The sequence below is a fragment of the Paenibacillus sp. FSL L8-0435 genome (assembly GCF_037965655.1).
Lineage (GTDB): Bacteria > Bacillota > Bacilli > Paenibacillales > Paenibacillaceae > Paenibacillus.
In genome coordinates this window covers 5,584,224-5,610,068 of record NZ_CP150185.1, presented here as the reverse complement: position 1 = coordinate 5,610,068, position 25,845 = coordinate 5,584,224, and the positions used below count along the sequence as shown (strand labels likewise).

General features: G+C 48.5%; 19 protein-coding genes. 14 read left to right on the top strand and 5 right to left on the bottom strand.

All coding sequences use genetic code 11. The annotated features are described in order from the left end of the window. The first annotated feature begins 185 nt into the window (after positions 1 to 185). A complete protein-coding gene (locus NST33_RS24955) occupies positions 186 to 557 on the top strand; it encodes a hypothetical protein (RefSeq protein WP_221820896.1) in 372 nt (123 codons plus the stop codon). A gap of 589 nt (positions 558 to 1,146) precedes the next feature. Here NST33_RS24955 and NST33_RS24950 read toward each other — a convergent pair. The 3 genes from NST33_RS24950 to NST33_RS24940 all read right to left on the bottom strand — a co-directional run bounded on the left by NST33_RS24950 (position 1,147) and on the right by NST33_RS24940 (position 5,847). Continuing rightward, complete coding sequence (locus NST33_RS24950; RefSeq protein ID WP_260632724.1) at positions 1,147 to 2,733, bottom strand: oleate hydratase; 1,587 nt, start codon at positions 2,731 to 2,733, stop codon at positions 1,147 to 1,149. 154 nt (positions 2,734 to 2,887) lie between these two features. Continuing rightward, positions 2,888 to 3,523 (bottom strand): TetR/AcrR family transcriptional regulator, encoded by a 636-nt coding sequence (locus tag NST33_RS24945; RefSeq protein WP_260632723.1) that lies wholly within the window; start codon positions 3,521 to 3,523, stop codon positions 2,888 to 2,890. Positions 3,524 to 4,491: 968 nt separating this feature from the next. Further along, on the bottom strand, positions 4,492 to 5,847 hold the full coding sequence (locus tag NST33_RS24940; protein WP_076319745.1) for a dipeptidase: 1,356 nt from the start codon (positions 5,845 to 5,847) through the stop codon (positions 4,492 to 4,494). 215 nt (positions 5,848 to 6,062) lie between these two features. Between NST33_RS24940 and NST33_RS24935 the strand changes: the two genes are divergently transcribed. After that, entirely contained in the window at positions 6,063 to 8,468 is a 2,406-nt protein-coding gene (locus tag NST33_RS24935; protein ID WP_221820894.1) for an AraC family transcriptional regulator, read from the top strand. A 4-nt stretch (positions 8,469 to 8,472) separates the two neighbouring features. Here the strand turns inward: NST33_RS24935 and NST33_RS24930 are convergent, their stop codons facing one another. Beyond that, positions 8,473 to 8,643 (bottom strand): hypothetical protein, encoded by a 171-nt coding sequence (locus NST33_RS24930; protein WP_339305493.1) that lies wholly within the window; start codon positions 8,641 to 8,643, stop codon positions 8,473 to 8,475. Between the two features lie 159 nt (positions 8,644 to 8,802). On the opposite strand from NST33_RS24930, the gene NST33_RS24925 reads away from it, so the two are divergent. The 7 genes from NST33_RS24925 (at position 8,803) to NST33_RS24895 (ending at position 20,357) form a co-directional block, all read left to right on the top strand. Then, positions 8,803 to 9,732, top strand: a complete 930-nt coding sequence (locus tag NST33_RS24925; protein ID WP_221821028.1) for a sugar ABC transporter permease — start codon at positions 8,803 to 8,805, stop codon at positions 9,730 to 9,732. 12 nt (positions 9,733 to 9,744) lie between these two features. Continuing rightward, positions 9,745 to 10,632, top strand: coding sequence for a carbohydrate ABC transporter permease (locus NST33_RS24920; RefSeq protein ID WP_017692544.1), 888 nt, complete (start codon positions 9,745 to 9,747; stop codon positions 10,630 to 10,632). Positions 10,633 to 10,650: 18 nt separating this feature from the next. After that, positions 10,651 to 12,156, top strand: a complete 1,506-nt coding sequence (locus NST33_RS24915) for an extracellular solute-binding protein (RefSeq protein WP_221820893.1) — start codon at positions 10,651 to 10,653, stop codon at positions 12,154 to 12,156. Between the two features lie 129 nt (positions 12,157 to 12,285). Further along, positions 12,286 to 15,639 (top strand): glycosyl hydrolase, encoded by a 3,354-nt coding sequence (locus tag NST33_RS24910; protein ID WP_221820892.1) that lies wholly within the window; start codon positions 12,286 to 12,288, stop codon positions 15,637 to 15,639. Positions 15,640 to 15,651: 12 nt separating this feature from the next. Beyond that, the gene (locus tag NST33_RS24905; protein WP_221820891.1) at positions 15,652 to 17,268 is read left to right on the top strand and encodes a glycoside hydrolase 43 family protein; all 1,617 of its coding nucleotides are present in this window, start codon (positions 15,652 to 15,654) and stop codon (positions 17,266 to 17,268) included. A 32-nt stretch (positions 17,269 to 17,300) separates the two neighbouring features. Beyond that, the gene (locus tag NST33_RS24900) at positions 17,301 to 18,122 is read left to right on the top strand and encodes a polysaccharide deacetylase family protein (RefSeq protein ID WP_221820890.1); all 822 of its coding nucleotides are present in this window, start codon (positions 17,301 to 17,303) and stop codon (positions 18,120 to 18,122) included. A 90-nt stretch (positions 18,123 to 18,212) separates the two neighbouring features. Then, complete coding sequence (locus NST33_RS24895; RefSeq protein WP_339305490.1) at positions 18,213 to 20,357, top strand: glycoside hydrolase family 88 protein; 2,145 nt, start codon at positions 18,213 to 18,215, stop codon at positions 20,355 to 20,357. Between the two features lie 181 nt (positions 20,358 to 20,538). Here NST33_RS24895 and NST33_RS24890 read toward each other — a convergent pair whose 3' ends face one another. Further along, positions 20,539 to 21,414, bottom strand: a complete 876-nt coding sequence (locus NST33_RS24890; protein WP_339305488.1) for a DUF72 domain-containing protein — start codon at positions 21,412 to 21,414, stop codon at positions 20,539 to 20,541. 232 nt (positions 21,415 to 21,646) lie between these two features. Here NST33_RS24890 and NST33_RS24885 point away from each other — a divergent pair, with 232 nt between their 5' ends. The 5 genes from NST33_RS24885 to NST33_RS24865 all read left to right on the top strand — a co-directional run bounded on the left by NST33_RS24885 (position 21,647) and on the right by NST33_RS24865 (position 25,746). Further along, positions 21,647 to 22,390 carry a methyltransferase domain-containing protein gene (locus NST33_RS24885; RefSeq protein WP_339305486.1) on the top strand — a complete coding sequence of 248 codons (744 nt, stop codon included), beginning with the start codon at positions 21,647 to 21,649 and terminating at the stop codon, positions 22,388 to 22,390. A gap of 27 nt (positions 22,391 to 22,417) precedes the next feature. Further along, complete coding sequence (locus NST33_RS24880; protein ID WP_339305484.1) at positions 22,418 to 23,401, top strand: MBL fold metallo-hydrolase; 984 nt, start codon at positions 22,418 to 22,420, stop codon at positions 23,399 to 23,401. 198 nt (positions 23,402 to 23,599) lie between these two features. Next, the gene (locus NST33_RS24875; protein WP_339178924.1) at positions 23,600 to 24,016 is read left to right on the top strand and encodes a hypothetical protein; all 417 of its coding nucleotides are present in this window, start codon (positions 23,600 to 23,602) and stop codon (positions 24,014 to 24,016) included. Further along, the gene (locus tag NST33_RS24870) at positions 24,013 to 25,056 is read left to right on the top strand and encodes an FAD:protein FMN transferase (protein ID WP_339305482.1); all 1,044 of its coding nucleotides are present in this window, start codon (positions 24,013 to 24,015) and stop codon (positions 25,054 to 25,056) included. The genes NST33_RS24875 and NST33_RS24870 overlap by 4 nt, the downstream gene beginning before the upstream one ends. 36 nt (positions 25,057 to 25,092) lie before the next feature. Then, entirely contained in the window at positions 25,093 to 25,746 is a 654-nt protein-coding gene (locus NST33_RS24865) for a ferric reductase-like transmembrane domain-containing protein (protein WP_339178919.1), read from the top strand. The last annotated feature ends 99 nt before the right edge of the window (positions 25,747 to 25,845 follow it).

The following is a 25,845-nucleotide window of genomic DNA, read 5'->3' as shown; positions in this document are numbered from 1 at the left end:
AACTATTTTAAATAATTATCATTGATGTATGTTTTAATAGAATTGGTAAGAAGAACAAGTAGCTTATTATTGTGTAGACTTGACTCTGAACATACTGCTGATAACAGACAACCCCTTGCACAATATGTTAAAATAGATCTCAAAAAGACGGGATCTGCGGATCACGCATAACGGAGGCGTGAAACATGGAACGTAACGCTATGCTCGAACATGATCCGTTCATCACAGTGTTGGCGGAGAAGTTGCACATACACGGATATTATGCCTTTTATGGCGAGCATTACAATGAGACCGATATGGAGCAGTACCGCAGGCATCTGTTCACATCATTCAGCAACATCGTATGGGTAGAGCTGGATGCACGCAAAAAGTATATGATTGTGGACCATCGTGGACGCAACACGGTCATGAAACTGATCGAAGGTATGCTGAACACGCGCAGAATTCTGCGAGCGAACCAGGCAATGGCGGGCACGGACACCTCTGGAGTCCAGCAGGAGATCGCGCATTTATCCAAGCTTGTGCACATGCTGAAATTTACGAGTTTCCGCACATAAGTGGCGTGAGTAGCGCTAACGAACCTGTGAAGCCTTATTTCCAATGATTTTGCTGTCATACAAAATGTAACGAATCTCAGATACGCATTTAGTACAATTTAGTGATATTCTGCTACCCAAACATGCTTACAGCACAAATAAAGTGTCTATGATTCGTTAGATTTTCAAACCTGCGAAATTTCAAGTAATAAGGCTTGTGAGGTTTTTTAGACGACTGTTGTGCATTCTCGATTAAGGTTATGTGTGTTATGTGTCAGTCCTAGATAGTAAACAGTAAATGAAAGAGAGAGTCCTGTCATCGCTGACGGAACTCTCTTTATTTTCTTTATACAACGACTCTTCAGTTCAGCAACAACCATATTCACTCATGGAATCGTTCAACGGGGATGCAAGCTTCTGAAGCTAACTCATGTATTAACTCTTATCTTACTAGTTTGGCACAATCAATAGAATTATGATAACAAAGCTTCCTAAAAGATCACAAAGTTACTCACCGAATCCTACAGATATCTCCAAAGATCTATCCGCATCCACAGATCCATCCAACATTCCTTCATTCATCTTATGTCTGAATCGTCATTAAAAGCAGTTATCTAAACGAAGTTACAAAACTGCTGAACAGCGTCCGAACATCATACTGATACTTGTTGATCGGCTCAATCGGCCGGTTCTCTCCGAGAAGAGTGTAGACGGCGATCCGTGCTGCCCGGACTGAATATTCTTCGGTGAATACCACGTCATCGGGAATTTCGCAGAATTGGCTAATGAAGGCCAGGTTAGTGGAGCCATCAGGCACAACCTTTGGTCGATCGCTGTTCAGTCTTGGCATGAATTGCGCTGTAATGTAAGGCATCATGCATGGAATACAGTTGGCGGTAGCCATGATGGCCTCTTGATGTTCCTGGAAATGAAGATGGCCGATCAACTCCTGCATAATCTCTTCCCCGGTACAATCGCACATTCTTTTTTTCACGTAGTCGCCCACGTTATCCGGGAATAATCCGTATCCCCAGAATACGTTGACATGCTCAGGCTGACCGCGGAAGTGCGGTTGAAAGGCCAGAACGACAGACATGAACCAGCTGGAATCCTTGAAAGTAACCAGAGCACCAGTACCTGCCCGGTTGCGTGTGAATTTCTCCATCAGATCAAAGAAAACCGAATCCTGGAAGGTGACCGTAAACGATTCCCATTTGGACTCATCCACATGATCATTAAAAGAAGAAGGGTTGCCTAGCAACGGTTTCTTGGCGGCAATGTTCTCCCACAGCTTCCATGAGCTGCCCTTGCCTTTCAGTTGTGGAGCTGAAGTCATGGAGCCGAGGTCGGCACCTTCGGTCATCGAACCGTTCGTGACAATGACCAGATCGCCTTCATGAATGTCGATGATCTCCTCGGTACCGTCACGTCTTACATGCATCCGACTTACCGTAATGCCCTCGCCGTCTTTGAAATCCAGATCAGTAACCGTGCATTTCAGCGTGAAATCTACGCCAAACGGCTCAAGGTAGTTATGCAATGGGAGGATGATTGAGTCATATTGGTTGAAGGGCGTGCGGGTAACACCTTCCAGCGTTTGGATTCTCGGGAATTCGTGAAAAAAGCGAAGCATGTATCTTTTGAATTCCACGGCGCTATGCCAAGGTTGGAAGGCGAAGGTGGTCGCCCACATATACCAGAAGTTCGTTTTGAAAAAATGAGGGCCAAACCAGTCGTTAATTCGCAATTTCCCCAGCGTGTCTTCAGGAGTAATAATCAGTTTGCCCATCGCCAACCTGTCCGCCATATCAAAACCCATGGAGAGCACATCTTCGACCTTACCGTCACGGTTAATGAGCCGCGCATTGGAATGTGTGGGATTGGCATCGTCAAATTCGGTAATTTCCTGTCGGACAGATATGCCCGGACGGTCGATGGAAGGGATGGAAGCCAGCAACTCCCACAGATTCTCATAGGCCTCGTCATTGAGCATCCGTCCGCCACGGATGATATATCCTTGATCGGGATTACCAGCTCCGTCATTGCTGCCGCCAAGAATCGGCATTTCTTCGATAATGTGAATATGTTCTCCGGGAAAGTCACAATCTCTAACCAGATAAGCTGCACCCGCCAAAGATGCAATGCCGCCGCCTACAAAATAGACCTGTTTATTACCATGTTCTTTCTTCACGATCATTCGCCTCCAAAAGTTACTGTAATCACATCCCTAATGTAAACCTTGCAGGTCCCGTAAGGTATGATCAAAAGAAAGGGAGTGTCCAGTTTTTGGTCACTTTTGGAAAAGTGTCTAAAACCTAGGCTTAGATCACATACGAAAAAAGCCGCGCATCCTAATCAGATGGCAGCTTATTCTCATACTTGTGCAGTGCCCTCAGGACATTGCCTTCGATCAGCTCGCTGAGCTTCTCAATAATCTGTTTTGGCGGTTCTTGCATGTCGCCTCTCATCCACTGAATGATCAGCCCAGTAAAGGCCAGGGTATAGAAGTTGGCGACAAACTCTTTGTCTTCACTGCGGACCTTAATCCCACAGGCCAGCTCATCAATAACACCCATGATCAGATCATGAGTTACTTCATAGAGGTATACATCCAAGTGGGTGCGCCCGAGCGAGTTGAGCGTGTTGCAGCAGAACGTTTTGTTGTTCTCGATGTAACAAAAGATTTTATAGAATCCGTCCGTCCATGTGCTGTAGCTTCGGTACTCCGTAAGACTCTCCACCGCTTCAGTCTGATAGATCCACCCAAGCAGCGCGTAAATATCCTGAAAATGATAATAAAAGGTTTGCCGGTTCACGCCGCAATGGTCAACCAGATGTTTGACCGTAATCTTGTTCAGTGGAGTATGCTCCATTAGTAATTTAAGCGAGTGAGCCAGCGCATTTTTGGTCAGGTGAGAAGCAGACACAACATTCACCTCATCATTTTGGATTAGCTTGCCGGGGCGCAACAGCACGTAAACACTCATGGCAAAAGCCCTGCGCCGAAGTCGCTAAGCACAAACAAGTCAAAACGCAGGAATCCCGAAAGACCCCCCATCCAGATATACCCTTGTAGCTATCAACATCTTCGTACCCGATCCACATCATACTCCATAAGGGTGCATTCTAAATATTGAGTATCAATCGATTCAACCAAACAGCGGAAGAGCACCGCTTGAGTTATCTCTATCACAAATCCTTAAAAATTAATCGTCGTCAAAAACCAGTCACAATAAAGCAACCACGGTAAGAGCCTGAAACCTAGTGAAGGAGACCGAATCAAAAAAAAAGGACTATAAGGTCGCTTATGTTATCTCTAATATACTAAACCATTAAAACCGAGACCCCGTCTATAAAATCAGTCATAGGAACAACGATAACGAAGTTATCGAGAAAAAAATCGAAAAAGTGTTCAGTAGCCCATCGTTAAGGTAATCTATCACACTAACCCATCAAAGTGAGACTCAATCCTTCGAAGCAGCCATGATAAAGCAAGCTGTACGTAATGATCGAGACAAAATCAAGAAACGTCCTATAGGGCTGCCATGTTGTTATCACTAATACACTAACCCATTTAAAAGTAAGTCTCCATCGTCTCCATCATAAAAAGAGACCATGAAAAAAAACTACAATTTCACCAAAGAACCAAAGAACAAAGAATAAAGAAACAAAATAAATAACAAAAAAACGACCCGAAGGCCGTTCTTTGTTTTCCCCATTACACTAACCAATCAATAGTTAGGCTCAATCTTTAAAATCAGTCATGCGAGAAGCTGCAACGTAGTGGAGGGGACGAAATCGATTCTGAAGAAGCGGAGCGTTCGCCTTTATCGTCGGATTTTACCCTTTGAGAAGGGGAATCCAAAAAATCCGACGATAACAGCGATCTAAAGAACGATTCGGCCCCGGAACGTCCACTCAGCACGCTCTCATGAACTGGTTTTAAACACGATGATTACAAACTCTTCAAGAACTGAACAATCGTCAACAACCCTTTATCAAAGTTCTCCAGGTTGAAGTGCTCGTTCGGTGCATGCAGGTTCTCATCCGGTAAACCAAAGCCCATCATAACAGCAGGGATTTCGAGTACACGGGAGAGCTTCTCAACAATCGGAATGGAGCCGCCATCTTTGGTAAAGAGGGCACGAACGCCATACACGTGCTCATACGCATCTGCCGCTTTTTGCAGAATTGGATTCGAAGGATCGGTATTGAAAGCGAAAGCTTTCTCGATCTGTTTCACATGCAGCGTTGCACCCGGTTGAACGTGAGCGCGCAGATGTGCTTCGATACGATCCAATACATGTTGTGGATCTTGATCCGCCACGAGGCGGCAGGTGATTTTGGCATGAGCTTCCTTTGGAATAACCGTTTTGCTACCTTCGCCTTGGAAACCACCCCATACGCCGTTCAATTCCAATGTTGGACGAGCGCCAACACGTTCCACGAACGAGTAACCTTCTTCGCCGTACAATTGCTCCAGCCCGAGGTCTTGACGAAGCTGTTCTTCATTGAAGCCCTGTTTTACAAATTCTTCTCTCATCTCAGGAGACAGTGGCAGTACGCCGTCGTAGAAACCATCTACACTTACACGGCCTTGCTCATCATGCAACGAAGCGAGCAGGGACACGAGTGCATGCAGTGCGTTGGGTACACCGCCACCAAATGAACCGGAGTGCAAGTCGGTATTGGCTGTGTTCAGATCCACATGCATGGAACATAGGCCGCGCAGGCCAGTGGAGATTGCCGGTTTTCCTTTTTCAAGCAGGGACGTATCCGAGATCAGTACCATGTCTGCACGCAGCTTGTCTGTATGTTCATTCAGATAGATGGGCAGGTTCGGGCTGGAGATTTCCTCTTCACCTTCGATACAGAACTTGATATTAACTGGAAGTTCCTTGTTTTCGGCGAGAATGGCTTCAACTGCCTTGATATGTAGGAAGATCTGTCCTTTGTCATCCGTCGCGCCGCGGGCATACAGCTTGCCATCACGAACGGTAGGTTCGAACGGAGGCGTCTCCCACAGGTTAAGCGGATCAACAGGTTGTACATCATAGTGTCCATAGATCAGAGCCGTTGGTTTGCCGGGTGCATGCAGGTGATCTGCATAGACAATCGGATGTCCAGCCGTTTGAATGACCTCAACGTTTTCCATGCCTGCACGTGTGAGCGCATCTGCTGCCCATTGTGCTGCACGATTAATATCCTCTTTATGCTCTGAAATGGCAGAGATACTTGGAATGGACAACCATTCATTCAGTTCTGCCAGGTGTTTTTCTCTATTTTGTTCAAAATAAGTCTGTTCTTTCATTAAAAAGGCCTCCTTCATGTTTGCTATATCTCATTGTAATCCATTTTGTCATGTTAATAAAACATTGGTTAAAAAAATGATCGGTTACAGATCGTTTCATTCACCTGAGGATTGTGCGTATAATACAAGAAAAGGATTTCATCCATATATTCTCAGGGGAGTTGAGGAAGTTTCCATGACAGTCAGACCCGATGCAAGCAGGCAGGTGAGCAGCGATGGAACCGACTAGGAGCGATCGAATATTTGGCAGATTCAAGCGGTTATCCGATTTGAAGGCTGGAAGGCATAAAGGACGATTTTATCGAAACAGCCTCATGCTTATTTTACTCATTGCCAGCATTCCCGGACTAATCACAGGTATCGTCATGTATCAACAGGTTGTTGGCCGGATGGAAACCGAGTTCAATCAGATGCATCAGAACCAGATCGAGAACCGGGCACGCAATGTGGATGACCAGCTGGCTTATCTGGAGATGAACTTATCCCATTGGGCTTTTGAGCCGAGGTTTGGCAATGCACTACGAACGCTGGATTTTGTGTATTATTTTAATGAAACACAGGAGATTGTGACTACCTTATACGTGTTACAAGGTTCCCATCCACTGATCAAGTCAGCACAGCTGTATTTGCAGGAACCGAAGCCAATCTTGTTTAATCGGGATTATACCGAATTGAACGATGAAGCGAAAGTACAAGCCTATGATCGTTACCTTTCCATGGGGAACCACGTGTACTGGACAGACTGGGTTTCCAGCATCAACAGTGATACCGAACCTTCGACCAACGATAGTCCACTGCATACGGATGCAGGCAATGCACTTGTTCTAGTACATAAGATACCGGGGGAGAGCATTAATCCGTTTGGTGCACTGATCATCACGCTGGATAACGAGAAAGTCGCCAGTTTATTGAAAACGCTTACTCCGTATGACGAAGGTTTAACGTTCCTTATGGATCAGGAAGGAAACACACTGGTTACCGGGAATCCGGGAACGGCGGGAGAGACTTCTGCTTTTGAGCAGCAGCTAAAAGAAGAAGTAGCCCTGCATGCGGGCAGCCGCTCATTCCTGTTCCGATATGAGGATCAGACCTATTCTGTCTCATACGGCTCATTGAGTCGGATCGATTCAGACTGGACTTACGTCTCCGCAGCACCTTTGACCTCAGTCACTTCGCCAGTAAAACTGGTATCCAAAATCATCGTCATTGCCAGTGCAGGCAGTCTCATCCTGGGATTATTGTTATCCTGGTTTGCTTCACGCCGAATCTATTCGCCTGTAGCGCGGATGCTGCATCTGCTTACGCCTGGCAGAAACGAAACAACACCAACGGATGCCAAACTGGACGAGTTTGAGCTGCTGGAGCAACAGTGGAACGAACTGACCTCCCGCAGTGTTACGGCACATCGCCAATTGCAGGAGCAGCTTCCCCATCTGCGTGACAGTTTTGTCTTACAACTTGTGCAGGGGCATCTATATGCCTATAACGAGCAGGATCTTCAGCAGCGGATGCGTCATCTCGGATTTGAGCTGGAGGGTCAGCAGTATCTGCTGGTGCAGATGTATTTTACGGGGTACGAGCAGCTGCAAGGCAGATTTGGAAGCCAGGACACAGGATTAGTCACCTTTGCAGCCGTGAATATCACTCAGGAAGTGGCGAAAAATTATTTCAGGCAGATCAGTGTCATGAACTTTCATGACCTGTCTTCCGCCATGCTTGTGATCGCTCCTCAGGACGAACCTGTGAAGTCACAAGCGCTGTTATGGGGACAGGAACTGGTGGAAGTCATTGGACGTACGCTCAAAATGAAGGTGACCTTGATGGTCAGTCGCCCGGCAGCTTCACTTCAGGAACTGCCCGGACGATTCTTCGAGATGGAACAGGCCGTGGCTTATCGCAGTGTGGAGGAAGGAAGTCAGATCCTCGATCTGGAGGATGAGGAGTGTTTCCGCAGAAATGAAGCAGCTTCCTATCCGCTTGGGCTGGAACGGGAGTTGTTACAGGCGGTCAGGCTGGGCAAACAAGCCGAAGCGGAACGTGTGCTGGAACAATTCATGAGTGAGATTACACGGACGGGCAGTACCGAATTCCAAGTTCAGCAAATGATGCTTCAATTGCTCGGCAGTATTCAGCACATGATGCTGCAAACGGGTGTCACACCTTATAAACTGTTTGGTGGTTACAACATGTATGAGCAACTATCCGGTATTCGTGAACCTGTACAGATGAGGCAATGGATGATGAATGAGGTATTCATACCTTATATACAAGAGGTTGAAGTCCGATCGCAGGAACCGCTGAAACTGGTGGTGGAACGAACGATGTTGTATATCGATACACATTACCGCAGCGACATTTCGCTGGAAAACTGTGCTGACGAGGAACAGATGACACCCTATGCACTGAGTAAGGCTTTCAAACAGGTATCGGGCATCAATTTTATTGATTATCTGACACGTGTGAGAATGGATGCGGCGAAGCAATTGTTACGGGAGACAACGATGAAAATCAATGATGTTGCGGCGGCTGTGGGATATCAGCATAGTTATTTTAATCGGATTTTCAAGAAACAGGAGGGAGTTACACCGAGTCAGTATCGCGATCAATGGTTTGGACAATAACCGTTTATATCTTTGTCATTTGCAGACCGGCATTCAGCTTTAATGGATGTCCGGTTTTTTCTTTTTTTACCGTGATACAAAGAAGGATAAACCCGCAAAAATGTGCAATTCTACCTGCTACGTTATGTGCAATTTCTTGTGAAAATGGCGTTATAGCGGGATTTTCGGTCATCATGCCACAGCAATGCAAAAAATGAAGGTTGCCGGAAAAAGATCGGCTGTATAGTCTGAGTATCAGGTTAATTGATAACGCTTACATCATTGAGGGAGGGGAGACATGATGAACGGGAAGACGGACTGGAATACCAACGGCACTGCAACTGCTCAAGCGGATATGGCAACAAGACCATTAAAACAGGAGTCCAATTGGAAAAGGCAGATTAAACGAAACAAGTGGTTATATGTGCTTGTGCTTCCCGGCTTTTTGTACTTTGTCATCTTTAAATACTTGCCCATGTGGGGGATCATCATTGCCTTTCAGGACTACCAGCCTTTCCTGGGCATCCGGGAGAGTAACTGGGTAGGGCTAGAGAACTTTACGAACTTTTTCTCCAATCCAGACTTCTATCGACTATTACGCAATACGCTGGTCCTTGCCCTGTATGATCTTATCTTCTTTTTCCCGGCACCAATCATTATCGCTTTGTTATTAAATGAAATTCGGGTCGCTTTCTTCAAAAGAACGATTCAAACGCTGGTCTATGTACCCCATTTTGTATCGATGGTTATTATCGCGAGTATCACGTACGTGTTCCTGACCCCGCAGGGCGGGGTGTTATACGACCTGATCGCCTGGATTACAGGCAAGCCTATTGATGTACTCTCCAGCCCGGGTTCGTTCCGCCCGCTCATTATTGTTCAGATGATGTGGAAGGAGATGGGTTGGGGCACAATCATTTTCTTGGCAGCCCTCGCAGGTGTCGATACGGAACAATATGAAGCCTCCATTGTGGATGGCGCTGGACGATTACGGCGGATGTGGCATATCACGCTTCCAGCCATTCGTACGACGATAGTCATTTTGCTCATTCTCAGACTGGGGAACTTCCTCGATACCGGCTTTGAACAGATCTATCTGATGACCAACTCCCTCAACCGGGATGTGGCCGACGTATTTGATACGTATGTGTACACGGTAGGGATTACGCAAGGTGCATTCAGTTACAGTACCGCTGTGGGACTATTCAAGTCTGTGGTGGGGATCATTCTGGTGCTTGGCAGTAATAAACTTGCGAAAAAATTCGGCCATCCCGGAATTTATTAAGGAGGAGCGCCCATGAACAGCCGTCTATACAACAGCCCTGCCGGCAAGGTATTTGATATCTTCAATTACGTCATGCTGGGGATTCTGGGCATATTAACCGTCCTTCCGTTCCTGTATATTATAGGGAATTCTTTCGCAACGGAAGCCGAGATCACCGAACGCAGTTTTTTCCTCATTCCGAAGGTGTTCTCCTTCAGTGCGTATGAGTATATTTTCTCCTCGTCCACGATCTTTCGCAGCATTGGTGTTTCCATTTTCATCACGGTGGCAGGTACATTGGTTAATCTGTTCTTCACACTAACGATGGCCTATCCACTATCCAGAAGTGACTTCTGGGGCCGTAATGTCATGATGAACATGGTGATTTTCTCGATGTTATTCGGTGGTGGCATGATTCCAACGTATCTCGTTATTCGTGGACTGGGACTGCTCGATTCTTACTGGGCCCTTATGCTTCCTGGCGCGATCAGCGCTTTTAACTTAATAGTTGTCAAAAACTTTTTTCAGCAAATGCCGCCCGGGCTGGAGGAAGCGGCCCGCATCGACGGCTGTTCGGATCTTGGGGTGCTGTGGCGAATCGTTCTGCCTTTATCGAAGCCGGTCATCGCCACATTTGCCTTGTTTTACGCCGTAGGACACTGGAACAACTTTTTCTCGGCACTGCTGTACATTTCCGACAGTGACAAATGGCCGCTGCAAGTCATGTTGAGACAGATCGTATTACTCTCGCAGGCCAGTGTCGGAGATATGGCTAACATGGACCCCAATTTTGTACAGCCACCAGAGCAGTCGATCAAAATGGCGGTGATCGTTGTGGGTACCATTCCGATTTTGCTAGTGTATCCGTTTTTGCAGAAGCATTTTGCCAAAGGTGTCATGTTAGGTTCAATCAAAGGCTAAAGCCAAGGGGGAGAACGTATGGGACAAAAAACGGGATTCAAAAAAGGTGCACTGCTACTCTCTGCTTCACTGGTACTAAGTACAATTCTGGGCGCATGCTCCACCGACAAAGAAGGTTCAGGAACCGCTGCGGGTGGCACTGATCAGATTACAATCATGCTGCCGAACTTTGAAGCGGAGAATCCGCCGGAGAATAGCCCAGTCATCCAGAAGCTTGAGGAATTGACCAAGGTGGATGTGAATCTGCAATGGGTGCCGAGCAGCTCGTACGAAGACAAATTCAACATTACACTGGCCTCGGGAAAGCTGCCTCAGATTATGGTGGTGTTAGGGAAGTCCCCAAGTTTCATTAATGCGGCACGAACCGGAGCATTCTGGGAGCTTGGTCCTTATCTGAAAGACTATCCGAATCTGAGTCAAATGAATGAGATCATCACCAACAATGCGTCAATCGATGGCAAAACCTATGGGATCTATCGGGCACGCGCCTTAGGACGTAATGGGGTCACAATCCGCAAAGATTGGCTGGAGAAGTTGGGGCTGGAAGAGCCAAAGACGATTGACGAATTTTACAATGTATTGAAAGCGTTCACGAAGGATGATCCAGACGGTAACGGCAAGGATGATACCTATGGTCTGGTTGCCAGCAAATTCACAGGCCCGTGGGATAACATGCAGGTATGGTTCGGTGCACCGAACAAATGGGGAGATGATGGCAGTGGAGGCCTGATCCCGGCGCATGAGACACCAGAATACATGGAAGCCCTGAAATTTTTCCGTCAAATTTATAGTGAGGGTCTGGTCAACAAGGACTTTGCCGTGATGGATGCGACCAAACTGCCTGATCCATTTGTGAATGGGCAAGCCGGTGTCATGGTGGATGTAGCAGATAATGCCCAGCGCATGGATCAGAAAATACTCGATAAAGACCCAAATGCGACAGGACGTGTAGACGTGCTGCAAGCGATGGAAGGTCCAAAGGGATTGCGTGATATGCCAACGTCTGGCTACTCCGGCCTGATTGCGATCTCCAAAAGCAGTGTCAAAACGGAAGAAGACCTAAAGAAGGTACTGAGCTTCCTGGATCAGCTGAATGAACCGGAATTGCAGGCATTGTTGTACAACGGACTGGAAGGTAAGCAATACGAGAAAAAAGAAGACTACATCGTACCGAGCACTGACAAGCTTGCGCTCCGCGACCTGCAGGGCTTAAATCAGATTTTGATGTTTGTGCCGGAAGACAGAACGCTTCGTGTACAACAGACACCTGTCCGTGAAAAGGTTGCACAAGTGCAGAAAGCCAACGAAGAGATTGTCATCGCCAATCCTGGCGAACCGCTGATCTCTGATGTTTATGCTCAGAAAGGACCGCAGCTGGACAATATCATTAACGATGCACGAATCAAATATATCGTAGGTCAGATTGATGAGAAAGGATTTGAAGATGCTGTTGCTCTGTGGAAGAACAACGGCGGAGACGATTATGTGAAAGAAGTCAATGAACTGTACGCAGCACTGAAGTAGTTGGAAATTATGACTTCCTGAATATGGTTTTTGATGTATAATCATAACGAAACAAACCTATATGAACTGAAATGAACGTTATTGGTAAAGTTAAACGACCACTCTTGAACATGCAGGGAGGAAGGCAATATGTGGAACGGGGATGCTTTTGAAAATCCCGAGGCGCAGTACAGGGTCCATCCCTTTTGGTTCTGGAACGGGGATATGGAAGAAGAGCAGGTTAAGCGGCAGGTGGCTGAGATGGCCACGCAAGGTGTAGGCGGATTCTTCATCTGTCCGCGTCAGGGACTACAGATTCCCTATCTCTCTGAAGCATGGTTTGATAAGGTGCGGATTGCAGTGGAAGCGGCGGCTGCTCACGGCATGCAGGTATGGTTATATGACGAATATCCATATCCAAGCGGGATGGCTGGCGGAGAAGTGACCCTTGATTTCCCTGAAGCGAAGCAGCGACAGCTCGTGCATCATCAACTGGTGGTTCAGGGTGGAGAAGCTGTGGATCTGCAGTTGCCATGGGGACGAGTGTTGGTTGCCAAGGCGATTCCCAAGGATGCGCAGGGCAAACGGTTATGGCATGAATCCATTGACTTGCGCAGTAAAATCGGCAATATCCAGACCGATCAAGTCTATCAGGAGACCGGACTCACTTCGTATAATCGTAAGCGTTTCTTCACCTATCGCACAGCGTTCCATATGTTGTGGGAAGTTCCGGCAGGTGATTGGGAGTTGATTATATTTCAGGAAAAAGAGATCGATGATTTCAAATATTACGGCAACTTTGTTGATCCTTGCCACAAGGAAGCGATGAGCCGTTTTATTGAACTGACACATGAGCGTTATAAGTCAGCGGTTGGAGATCGATTTGAAAGCGTAATCAAAGGTATGTTTTCGGATGAGATCGCACCGCTGGGCCGTATCCCCTGGTCACGACAGCTTCCCCGTTATTTCAATGAGCGTTGTGGTTATAGTCTGATCGATTCGCTACCGGCCCTGCTGTATGGTGATGTTCCGGACGCGCATCGAATTCGGTATGACTATTACCAGTCGCTGCACCTGCTTCTCCGGGAGTCCTATCACAAACAGGTGCATGATTGGTGTGAGGAAGCAGGAATCCAATATGCGGCTGAAGTGCCTGGCGTACGGATGACGACCCAGTTGTTCAGCCATATGCCAGGGGGGGATTCGGCACATGAGAAAATCGGACGATCCTTATCGTGGATTCTGGAACGATACGGTCAAAAGATGCGTGACAATCCCAAGATGGTCAGTTCGCTTGCCCGGCAATTGGGCCGAAGCCGCAATCTGATTGAATGTTTTCACAGTGTGGGCTGGTCGATGACGCTACAGGATGCCAAGTGGATGATCGATCGAATGGCCGCCATGGGTACCAATTTTTATAACTTTCACGCCTTTTTCTATACGATTGGTGGGCTGGCAAAGCATGATGCACCGCCATCTCAATTTTTGCAGAATCCCTATTGGAAGCATTTCGGGCAGTTGGGGGATTACACCGGACGTTTGAGCTATCTCATGAGCACCGGAGCAGCAGACATTCGTATTGCCGTGCTTGACCCAACGACGACATTCTGGAGTCTGATGGGTAATCCGCTGCATGGATTTGAATATAGCGGCGAAGACGAAGCAGAACGGGGACAATTGGATCGTCTAACGAAGGACTGGATGAGGATTACGACACATCTGCTCGAAAACAGACGTGACTATGATCACCTTGACCCCGAATTGTTGGCTGAAGCTGACTTAACGGATGGCATCATTCAGATCGGCGTTGCCCGTTATGACGTACTGATTCTGCCACCGATGCTGAATCTGGAGGCCGCGGCCTGGGAACAGGTGAAGCGATTTGTTCGGCAGGGAGGAACTGTCATCTCTGTTGGGATGCCTCCGTATATTGCGATCCAGCCGGGAAGTCCGGAGGGGGATGAAGCTGCCCAGTTCTTTGGTGCAGGCGAGCAGCCGCAAGAGGTGTACTGGGGCCGTAGCGGGTCAACAGATCATGATAACCGTGAAACCATGTGGCATCAGGGTGAGGGGAATGCCTATTTTCTACCCGCAGGAACGGGGCAGGGAGATGACTTTTCGCTGGAGCTAATCTCCCTCCTGCTCGATCAGGTATTGCCGGAACCCATCTGCTGGATCATGGAGGAAGAAAGTGCATCCCTGCTGATGCACACCCGTCAATTGTCCGATGGGGAGCGTATGGTTTTTTTGACCAATCAGGAGGGGCAGGACCTAAAGGGCCAATTAAAGCTGGTCGCCAGACAGCTGTGGGATGGAACGGAGCTGACAGAGAACACTTGTCTCGTGGCAGAACGACTCGATCTGGAGACAGGGCAGCTTCAGGCATTACCGTATACGAGCAGTGGCGGGGAATGGTGCATTTCACTAACGCTGGCGCCTTATGAAGCGCATGCTGTACGCCTTACTTTACAAGCTGCGAAGAAAGAGGCAGTACCAACGAAGGTGGATGTAGCAGACAAAACGGGTTCGACGTTCAGAGCGGATGTTTCGGCAGGGGCGAATCAAGCCTGTAAGATCAAAGTTCCTTCGGAAGGGCCATGGCGACTGGAAACGGTGCAGTCTAACATTTTGCGAATGGGACAATTCCATCTTCAGGCTTCCAATGCTAATGGAGTGATTCTGGAGAGTCAGCATGTAGCTGTAAAACCGTTTATTGATCAGGCGGCAGAATTATCGGAGCAGCAGCATCTGCCAGTCCAGTTTAATCAGGTATTTGGCACACCCAAGAAAGCATCCGTAGCCTATCCCATCGAATGCCGATATACGACCACATTTGAGCTGAGAACGGTATTGCCTGCATGCCTTCTATTCATGGACAGAGCGGCGATCTCAGGCATTTGGTCGATGGAGATTAATGGGCATTTGCTTGAAAAAGAACAATTCGATCCAATCGAAATAACCGACCACAATAACATCGCTTGTGATATCACGGAGTTGCTGCACAGCGGTCTCAACGAAATGACGGTGATTGTGCAGGTGACGAAAGATGAGGATGGCATCGTGGATCCCTTGTATCTACAGGGAAGATTCGGTGTGGAATTCCATCATGAAGGCATGGTTTCGCTTGTGCGAGAGTCGGATACGGCCCTTCGTATCGGGCCTGAACCTCAGCCTCTGTATCCCCATTATGCCGGGGAAATGAGTTATAAACGCACGTTCTGGCTGGATGAACCAGAGGAAGGTGTTGCCTCGTTTGAACTGGAATTTGGCGATTGGCGTGTGCAGGATGTGGTGGAAGTGCGGGTAAACGGACATAGCCTGGGTGTAAGATGCTGGTCTCCGTATCGCTGGAAGGGAGAGCCCTCCTGGTTGCGTCTGGGAGACAACGACATTGAAGTGCGGATTACCAACACATTGATCGGCCTGCTGGAAGGTACGTATTTTGATTCGGAACATCATCGATTACAGGATGCAGGTCATGTACCTGTTGAAGAATTCAGATGAAGGAGTGGAAGTATGAATACAGCTCAATCTGACCAACAAAGACTGGACCCGGTCTGGGTCGCAGATCAGGGTGACGGTACATACCGCAATCCGATTCTGCATGCAGATTATTCGGACCCGGATGTGATTCGTGTAGGAGATGACTTCTATATGACGGCCTCCAGTTTCTCGCATACACCGGGCCTACCTATTCTACATTCGAAGGATCTGGTGAATTGGAAACTTGTCCGATATGCCATAGAACGGCTTGAACTGCCAGGATACGATGTACCTCTTCATGGCAAAGGCGTATGGGCACCCAGCATTCGGTATCATGACGGAAAGTATTGGATTTTCTTCAGCACACCGGATGAGGGCATCTTCATGACTACGGCGGATCACCCTGAAGCCGAGTGGTCACCGCTGCATCTGGTTCATGAAGTGAAGGGCTGGATCGACCCTTGTCCCTTATGGGATGAGGATGGCCAAGCCTATCTTGTGCATGCTTTTGCCCATAGTCGCAGTGGAATCAAGAGCAAAATCCAAGTGTGCCGGATGGCTACGAATGGCAGGAAGCTTCTGGACGAAGGCATGATCGTCTTCGATGGGACCGAACATCATCCGACCATTGAAGGACCTAAGTTCTACAAGCGCAATGGGTATTATTATATCTTTGCTCCGGCTGGTGGTGTAAAGCCGGGGTGGCAGACGGTTTTGCGTTCCCAACAGGTATTTGGGCCATATGAGGATCGAATTGTGATGCATCAGGGATCTTCCTCTGTGAATGGGCCTCATCAGGGAGGATATGTGGAGCTGGAATCGGGGCAGTCCTGGTTTATTCATTTTCAGGATCGGGATGCGTATGGCCGAATTGTTCATCTACAGCCGATGACGTGGACGGAAGACAGCTGGCCTGTCATTGGAATTGACTCTGAGGGAACGGGAACAGGGGAACCTGTTGATGTGCACATCAAACCAGATGTAGGAGCAGCGTATCCGATCACTGTACCTGAGGTATCCGATAATTTTCAGGCTGATCGTCTGGGGCTGCAGTGGCAATGGCAGGCGAACTCCCGTCCTGAATGGGCTGAGGCAGGTACAGAAAGCGGGATCGTATTGCGTGGTCATCCATACCCGGAGGGCGTTCAGTCTTTGTTTGGTACACCTCATCTTCTCTTGCAGAAGCTGCCTGCCTCTGAATTTGAAGCGACAACCCGGCTCACGTTCCTGCCTGGACAGGAAGGGGATCAGTCAGGTCTCATCATGTTTGGTGATTCGTATGCAAGCCTGTGCCTGTTACAGACAGAAGACGGAACCATTCGGTTATCGCTGATTCGCGGAGCCAAACGCGAAGACAGCCATCTGCATGCCGAAGAATGGGAGGAAACGGGACTGGACTGGGAGGGCCAGGGTTCGCAGGCAACCGGCTGGACCATTCATCTTCGGCTTACCCTGACAGAACCTGCTTTGTGCCAGTTTAGTTGGAGTGCGGACGGAGCTGAGTTTCAGACGATGGGTACACCGTTTAGCGCAACAACAGCCCTTTGGGTTGGAGCGAAGATGGGTATCTATGCTGTAAACACACGGTTTGCGAATCGTGGAGGTCAGGGTGTTTTTCACTATTTTAATGTGAAGGAAATTCAGAAATAGGGAGCAGGAAAAGAAGCAGAAGGAGGAGCAAGATGGGACATCGTATTCAGTTTGACCGCTATCCAGGTGGTGTGATGAAAGCGTTAACGCTCAGCTATGACGATGGAGTGGTGCATGATCGCAGACTGGTGGATATCTGTAATCGGTATGGCCTACGGGGAACCTTTAATCTGAACTCCGGTACCCTGGGCAATCCAGGCCGCATCGAGCCGGGGGAAGTCGCGGAACTGTACGCTGGACATGAAGTAGCTGTTCACACCGTTACTCATCCTACACTGCCTTATGTTCCGAATGAACTGCTGACCGAAGAGATTATTGAGGACCGAAAAGCACTCGAGAAGCGTGTCGGTTATCCCGTACGAGGTATGGCTTATCCCAATGGAGGGTACGACCGTGCGTTAAGTTCGAAGCTGGAGTGGCTTGGCATTGATTATGCCCGTACCGTTGAATCACATGGCAGATACACGTTGCCAGAGCGCCCGCTTGAATGGCATCCGACGTGTCATCATAACCATGATCTGGCGGGGCATGCCAAACGTTTTATCCAACATTCCAAAACAGGTACGCCACTATTACTCTACGTCTGGGGTCACAGTTATGAGTTCAATGACAACGACAATTGGGAGATCATCGAACAGTTCGGTGAGCAGATTGGCGGCAGGGACGATATCTGGTATGCCACGAACATCGAAGTGATTGCCTATTGGAAAGCGGTACAACGACTCGAGTGTTCGGCTGATCGATCCATCATCCATAATCCGTCTGCCATCCCGGTTTGGTTCACGGCAGATCAGCAGGTTGTTGAAGTGCAGGGCGGAGAGACATTGCGGCTAAGCGAACGAATCAAGATATAAGGAAGGGAGCTGACGATCATTCGTTATTTTCATGAGAACGAGGCGATTGCAGGCAAGGTGTACGATTCAATTCCGGATATATTGACTACGGTGGCTCAGCGTTATATTGGCGATCATCCGAAACATTCATTTTTGCTCAGAGCCTATCATCAGGGAGGTTTTCGCAGGCTTGGCGATTATCGCTACGACCTGAATCTGAATGAGAAATGCGTAGAGGCGCATGCAGGGCAATACGTGTATGTATGGGGCAAGTTATGGAGCGAGCAGAATGCAACGTTAAATACGGGCCTGAACTGTTATAGTCCGGTGACAATCTATGTGAACGGCGAAGAGGTATTCAAGTCTGAGTTGTTGCAGGAATTATTTCCTGAGCGAAGAACCCAGATTCCGATTTCCATTAACTATGGCTGGAATGATGTGTTACTGTGTTTTGTCAAAACAGAAGTGGGATTCGGCGGTATCTATGGAACAGCCTCGTTCAAAAATTTCCCGCTGCACTTCCTCACTCCTGGGGCAGATCGTCAGGGTCAGGAAGGCTGGTTATATTCGGAACCCGTCGATGAACCTGTATTATCACTTCCTTGTGACGGCATGACGGAAGAAGAAACGGGTCTTACCTGGTATCCGCGCAGGGGCTGGACAGATGAGGAGCAGAGCGCAGGTTCATTTGCTCGAATCTTTGGTACGGAACAACCGGCTGTTGCCTATGCGTGGTCCAAACTGGATGTAACCTTGCCAGGATCAAAGCCAGTTATTTTAAAAGGCCGTCATGATGGTGCTTTGACCTTGTATGTGGATGGCACGGAAATATACTCTGCTGGAAGTAGCGGTAACTTTCACGTTGAACTCCCGCGACGTTACGGTTCCTCGGATTTGGTCGCAAAAGGTGAAATTCAAGCACTTGGTGGCTCCTGGGGATTCACTTTGGAAGATGCCGAGCGTTCGGGTTCCACAGGCTGGAGACTGAAACCTCCTCATCCGGTTGCGGGATGCACGGACCCCTGGCTGTACACAGGTGTGTTTGCTCTCGGCGCTGAGCCATCCTACGCCGACATCGTGCGAACAGATACCGTATTTGATGATGGCGCACAAGGTGTGTATTGGCGAGTAGATCTTCCCGATACGCATGTTCGTCCCTATCTGGAGAACACACATTACGGAAAGTGGAATTATCCGCTAGGCGTCACCCTGCTTGGACTTCTCCAAACGGGACAGGAATTGGGACGTGATGATTACATTCAGTATGTGCGGCAACATATTGAACTGAGCACTTCATTTGACCGCTATGGTCTGTGGGATCGGGAAGGGTACGGTGCGGCAGGAATCAATAATCAGCTGTCTGCCATCGACAGTCTGGATGATTGCGGTTCGTTCGGATCTACGTTGCTTGCTGCGATGGAATTCGGCGATATTCGTGGGGGAAGAGATACCGCGGATCGAATTGCGGGCTACATTACGGATGAGCAGGAACGTCTGGAGGATGGCGCCTTTTACCGGGTACGAGGCAGTGGGGAGATGCGTCAGGAGACGATGTGGTGTGATGACTTGTACATGAGTACACCTTTTCTGATGCGTTATGGTCAGTTGACAGGTGATGCGACGTATTGGGATGATGCGGTCAATCAGTTCCTGATGTTCCGTAAGTATCTCTACCTTCCCGAACAACAGATCATGTCCCATGTGTATGATTTTGTGCGTGGTCGGGCGACAGGTATTCCGTGGGGACGGGGTAACGGCTGGGTGCTATTCTCCTTAACCGAACTGTTGTCCATTCTGCCGCATGATCATGTGAAACGGCCGGAACTGTTATGTTTCTATCGTGATTTAAGTCAAGGTTATTTGGCGCTGCAAGGGGAAAATGGACTATGGCATCAGGTGTTAAACCGCTCGGATTCGTATGAAGAGACCTCCTGTACATCGATGTTCATCTACGCCTATGCCCGTGGAATTCGGGAAGGGTGGCTAGAACAACCGGAGCCTTATCTGGAGGCCGTACGCAAAGGATGGGAAGGCATGACGCGCTTGTCGATTGACTATAAAGGCAATATATACGGGGTATGCCGCGGTTCCGGTTACTCGTTTACCGCCTTGTATTATCGCGATGATCTGGGATGGAATCTGAATGATACCCATGGGATCGGCATTGTGCTCTTGGCAGGCATTGAAGTGTATAAAATGAACCAGCAGCTCTCCAAGGTGTCTATCGATTCTTCGGTTACGGCTGCGCAGCGCTAGTGCTTGACGTAACGGAACGTATATTTGCGGATGGCCTTCAATAGGTACGAGCTGAAAAAGCGGCAAAGCCCCAAGGCTTGCCGCTTTTAGTTGATTCCAATTTCGAATCCGATCTGCATGATAGCAATAACATACACGTACCTTCACCCTATAATGTGAATAACTCCGTCGTTAATACCGATCAAAATAATTCCAGCTGTTCCGGTCCTTCTTCCTGCTCAGGCTCAGAACGGTCAGGGAAAGGCTTCACCGGCTGATCCAGCAGGTCCATCATCATCTGGGCATTCGCTGCTGCATCGCCACCGGAGTTGTTATTAAAAATAACATAGACATCCTTGCTCTGTTCCTGCAACTGCTCCAGATACCCTTTCCACTCCAACAGCTCTTCCTTGTTGTAACGGTACAGGTAACGGGTCTCGCGCCAATTGGGCGCACCATTCTGATGCCACCCGGACACATTGCGTCCGTGCATGCGCACGAGCGTCATCTCCGAATCCGTGGCCTGTGGCACGATGGGAATGGAACCTGAACCCGCCTGAGGTTCGTCACAGACGCTGTGAATCCAGCCTTGCTCTTTCAGGAACGCAAGCGTGCGCTCTCGCATGTCACCTTCATACCAGCTACGATGACGGAATTCGAGGGCACACGGAATACCCTCCATTCGAAGTTTCACTTCACGAAGCTCATTGACATTGTCCTTATTGCACTCAAACCAGGGCGGATATTGAAACAAGGCTGCCTGCATCTTGCCAGCTTCAATGACGGGCTCTAGTGATTCTCGAAAAGCCTTATACATCTCCGACGTGCTGGTGAAGTAGGGTTTGCCTCGCAGATGTCCGGTCATTCCCTGATAGGCTTTGATGATAAAAGCAAAGGATTCGGGCGTCTCTGCAGCCCACCGTGCCATTCGATCCCGCGGCTGAACGGCGTAGAAGGAACTATCCACCTCCACAGTGGAGAAGTATTGTCCGTATAGACTGAGCTTGTCTTTGGCTTTGGTACGGTTTGGATAGAGATCTCCCTGATCCCCCCATCCGGTAAGTCCAATGCGAATCATAAGAACACCTCCTGTTGCTTTTTGAACAACCTCTTATAATTAACCGATTTACAGGCATATGTCTAACATTATATCGTGTGCATTTTGGCTCTTCAATGTTGGAAACTTACTGGAATTTTTTGAGTTTGCAGAATAAAGACGTTACAATACATTAAAGCTAGGGGAAATGATGAGGCCTGAACAAAGCGTACTACAGATAGAGAGCCAGTGACCAAGTGGAGGGCGAGAATGGATGACGGAATGGTATGAAAAGAGTTTTGGAGAAGATTATCTGCTCGTATACAAGCACCGGGATGTGCAGGGTGCCTATCAGGAAGTACATAAAATGATCAAATGGTTGAAGCTTGAGCCTAACTCTGAAGTATTGGATCTATGCTGCGGTATGGGACGGCACTCATTGGCACTTGCTGATGCGGGATTACGAGTGACCGGGGTCGATCTTTCTGATGTGCTTTTGCGCGAAGCCCGACTAATGGACACTGAACACCGAGTATCGTGGTGTCTTGCGGACATGCGTGAACTCCCGCTGAAAGGTGGCTTCGACGCCGTAGTCAATCTGTTCACATCGTTTGGTTATTTCCTTGAGGACGGAGAACAATTGAAAGTATTACGTGCCATTCATCGCATGCTTCGGCCGGGTGGCAGCTACATTATTGATTTTATGAATACGGCTTATGTGACTCGTCATCTGGTTCCGCACTCCGTCCGAGAGGATGAAGGACAGCGAATTGAGGAGTACCGCAAGATTGAGGATGGATTTGTGCAAAAGGAAATTCGTATTACGGATACCACATCCGGGCATGAACCACGGGTATATCAGGAGCGTGTGAAGTTGTACACACGGGAACAACTGAGTCAGATGTTAAGTGCCGCCGGACTCCGGGTAGATCAGGTACATGGCGGCTATGACGAAGAGAAATATGACGAGCAGACTTCTCCGCGCATGATTTTTGTGGGTCGTCGTCCTGTGGAGTGAACAGAGACAGTCTGGAAGGGGGATAACATGAAGCGCACAGAAGAGATGTCCATGACAGAGGGCATACACCGGGTTAAGATCAGCATGTCGTTTCCCTTACGATGGGTGAACAGTTATCTGTTATCAGAACCGGATGGGAAGATAACTATTATAGATCCGGGACCGCGTAATTCGGAAACAGAACAGGAGTGGAGTGAAGCGCTGGCAGATCTTGGCCTGACCTTTAGCGATATTCGTCAAATTGTACTCACCCACCATCACCCCGATCATCTTGGGTTGTCGGGTTGGATGCAACAGATGACGGGGGCACCCGTTCGAATGTCCACACGCTCCCGCCAAGAGGCCGACTATATGTGGGGACCTGATTCACGTATTAATACATTATTACCTGATTTTTATCGTCGTCATGGTATGCCGGAAGACAAGACTGAGCAGATACATGAACATATGAAGGCATTTACTTCGCAGATCACGCCACTTCCAAATGTGACAACCATTGAAGATGGCGAGTGGCTCGATATGGGCGGGAGACGTTGGGTTACTGTGGAGACGGGTGGACATGCTCCAGGACATTTATCCTTTTATGCGCCGGAGTCCATGGAGATTCTGTGCGGAGATGCAGTTTTGCCACAGATTTCACCGAATATCAGTCTGCAACCCGGCAGTGACCCTCAGCCATTATTGTCTTATATGGAAGGATTGCAACGTCTCGGGGGGCTAAATGTCAAGCTGGCGTATCCAGGGCATCGGAATCCTTTTGCCCAGTTCACCGAACGGACAGTTCAATTGCTGGCTCATCACGAGGAACGTCTTCAGAAGATGACGGAGCGAATTCAGGAGTCACCGGCGAATGCTTATGACATCTGTGTGCACATGTTTGGCAATCGGCTGGGTACCCATCAACTGCGGTTTGCCATGAGTGAGACGTTGGCCCATTTGCAGGAGTTAATTCGACGCGAAGTAATGAAGCAAGAGCAGCAACCGGATGGCATGTTCTATTATAAAATCTAAACGGAATGATGATATCGATATGAAATGATAATACGATCTTATATAGAGGCTCGGGACAGGAAATTCACCTGTTCTGGGCCTTTTTAGCCTCTCTTAACGGTTCATTCATCTATTTTTAAGCCAGCGCGCCTATGATACATCTATGAACTTCGCTAGGGCGTGTCTTGAGACACACCCTAAAGAAAGCAGGGAAGAGCGATGACCAGAAGAAAACGGAATCAATGGAGAAAATGGCAAGCATCAGCGGCAGCAACGTTGACCGTGGCTGCACTCTTTCAATATGTAAGAACTTCGGATGCCTTTGATGTGGCCTACGCAGCAGCGAATGGCACAGATACAAGCGTTACTGCTTCAAGCCAAGTGGATACGCATGATGATGTGATGGATGAATGGATCAACAGTACAACGGACAGCAACAACTGGAACACGCAGGACAATGACAATAATGATAGTCAATATAATGGAACATCCGATAGCACACAAGCAGCTGGGCCAGATCAGAGCACGAGTAACAAGGGGAATTATTCAGATTCTCAGCGTTTCGGACAAAATAACCAGAGTACAGACTCTGGATACAGCAGTGGCAACTATCAGTCACGCACAGGTGCATCATGAGCCGCACGGAGCAAGTTACTCGTCCGCTCCGGTTTCAATTCCATGCGATGAACACGGATGTTGAAGTGCAACTGTCCGCTGAGCGGGAAGAAGCTGAACATGCAGCAACCGTAGTGAAGAATTGGTTTGAGACGCAGGAGCAACGTTTCAGCCGATTTGTGGCAGACAGTGAACTAAATCGTCTGAATGGTTCGACCGGATGGATGCCCATCTCCGCTGCGATGGATGAAGTTTTGAGTCTGGCCTATGGATATATTGGACTTACTGAAGGGATTTTTCAACCGGGTATCTCGCAGGCTCTTCAGGCTTCGGGATATGATCTAAGCTTCGAGAAGGTGCAGCAACGACAATTGCAACGTCCATTGCTTGAACGCATATTGCGAACGAGAACACCTGAATCATCAGGCTGGATGGAAGATCGATATGACCACAGCCGTCCGAGCTGGATTCAGCGGGAAGGTAGCCGGATGGTTCATCTGGACCCCGGAGCTGAGCTGGACCTGGGAGGCATTGTTAAGGGCTGGGCAGTGGAGCGAATCGCAGAATGGTTGCAGCGAACATTGCGTATTCCGGCGGGGTTGATTAACGCGGGTGGAGATATTCAAGTATGGGGTTCACCAGACCATTCCCAATGGACCTTGCAAGTAGCAGATCCTTTGCAGAATCAGGGTGCTGCGTCGGGAGCGATCCGTTTACAGCGAGGAGCTGTTGCCACTTCGGGTATTTCCCGCAGACAATGGCAAAATACGGACGGAAGCCTTGCACATCACCTCATTGACCCCCGGACGATGGAGCCCGCACATACGGACGTATTGCAGTGTACCGTTATGGGACAGCATGCTTCGCAATGCGAGATCATTGCCAAGACGGTATGCATTCTGGGAAGTGCCGAAGCCGTGGGCTGGTTAAACCGACATTACGATCGGCATGACGTCCTGTGGATGACACGGGATGGGAGTATTTATTTTAGAGGGAATACGGATACGCTCGCTGAGCACTGGCCCGGTTTTGATCCGGATCATCGCTTCAGTCTATTATAAACGAGGACAAGTCTAACAGATATGGGGGAGCCGGTTATGGCACAATGGATTGTAGATTACCTGCCAACGTGGAATATCATTCGAATTAGTGGAATTGCTGCTTATGTGCTGCTCTTTGCCGGTGTGTTTCTGGGCATTGCGCAAGGGATGCCTCTGGCCAAAGGCAAACCAAAAGCAGACATGTTCAAATGGCATACTCGAACGACCTGGCTCGCCTTCGGACTTGGACTCGTGCACGCATTAACGTTATATATTGATCATTACAGCCCATTTAGCTGGGGAGAACTTCTGATTCCTTTTACCGCCTCCGTGCATCCGATCGGCAGTGGTCTGGGAACGTTAGCCTTCTACGGATTAGTGATTGTCCTGTTATCCAGTGATCTGCGGAACAAGCTGGGCCGTAAATGGTGGTTCATGTTCCACATGTTGTCCTATCCAGTGTTCATTGGTCTGCTGGTTCACGGCATGGTTACCGGAACGGATTCTGGCAATATCATCATGCGGATGATGTATGTATTTACCGGACTCAGCATTCTCGGTATCACGGTGCTGCGTGGCATGTTGCGAGAGCGCAAAGGCCCGGAAATCACGATTGGACCGAAACGGGCAACATCTGGTTCACCTTCCGAGCAGAATTGGGTTGAAGGTTTTGGTTTGGTGGGAACGGTACGACCTAAACATCTGAAATAATAGCATGTGGATTATCCAATATGTATCGTTACACATGCAAAAGAAGCGGCCATCAGGCCGCTTTTTCCATGAACAGTTATTTTATTGAACAGTTATTTA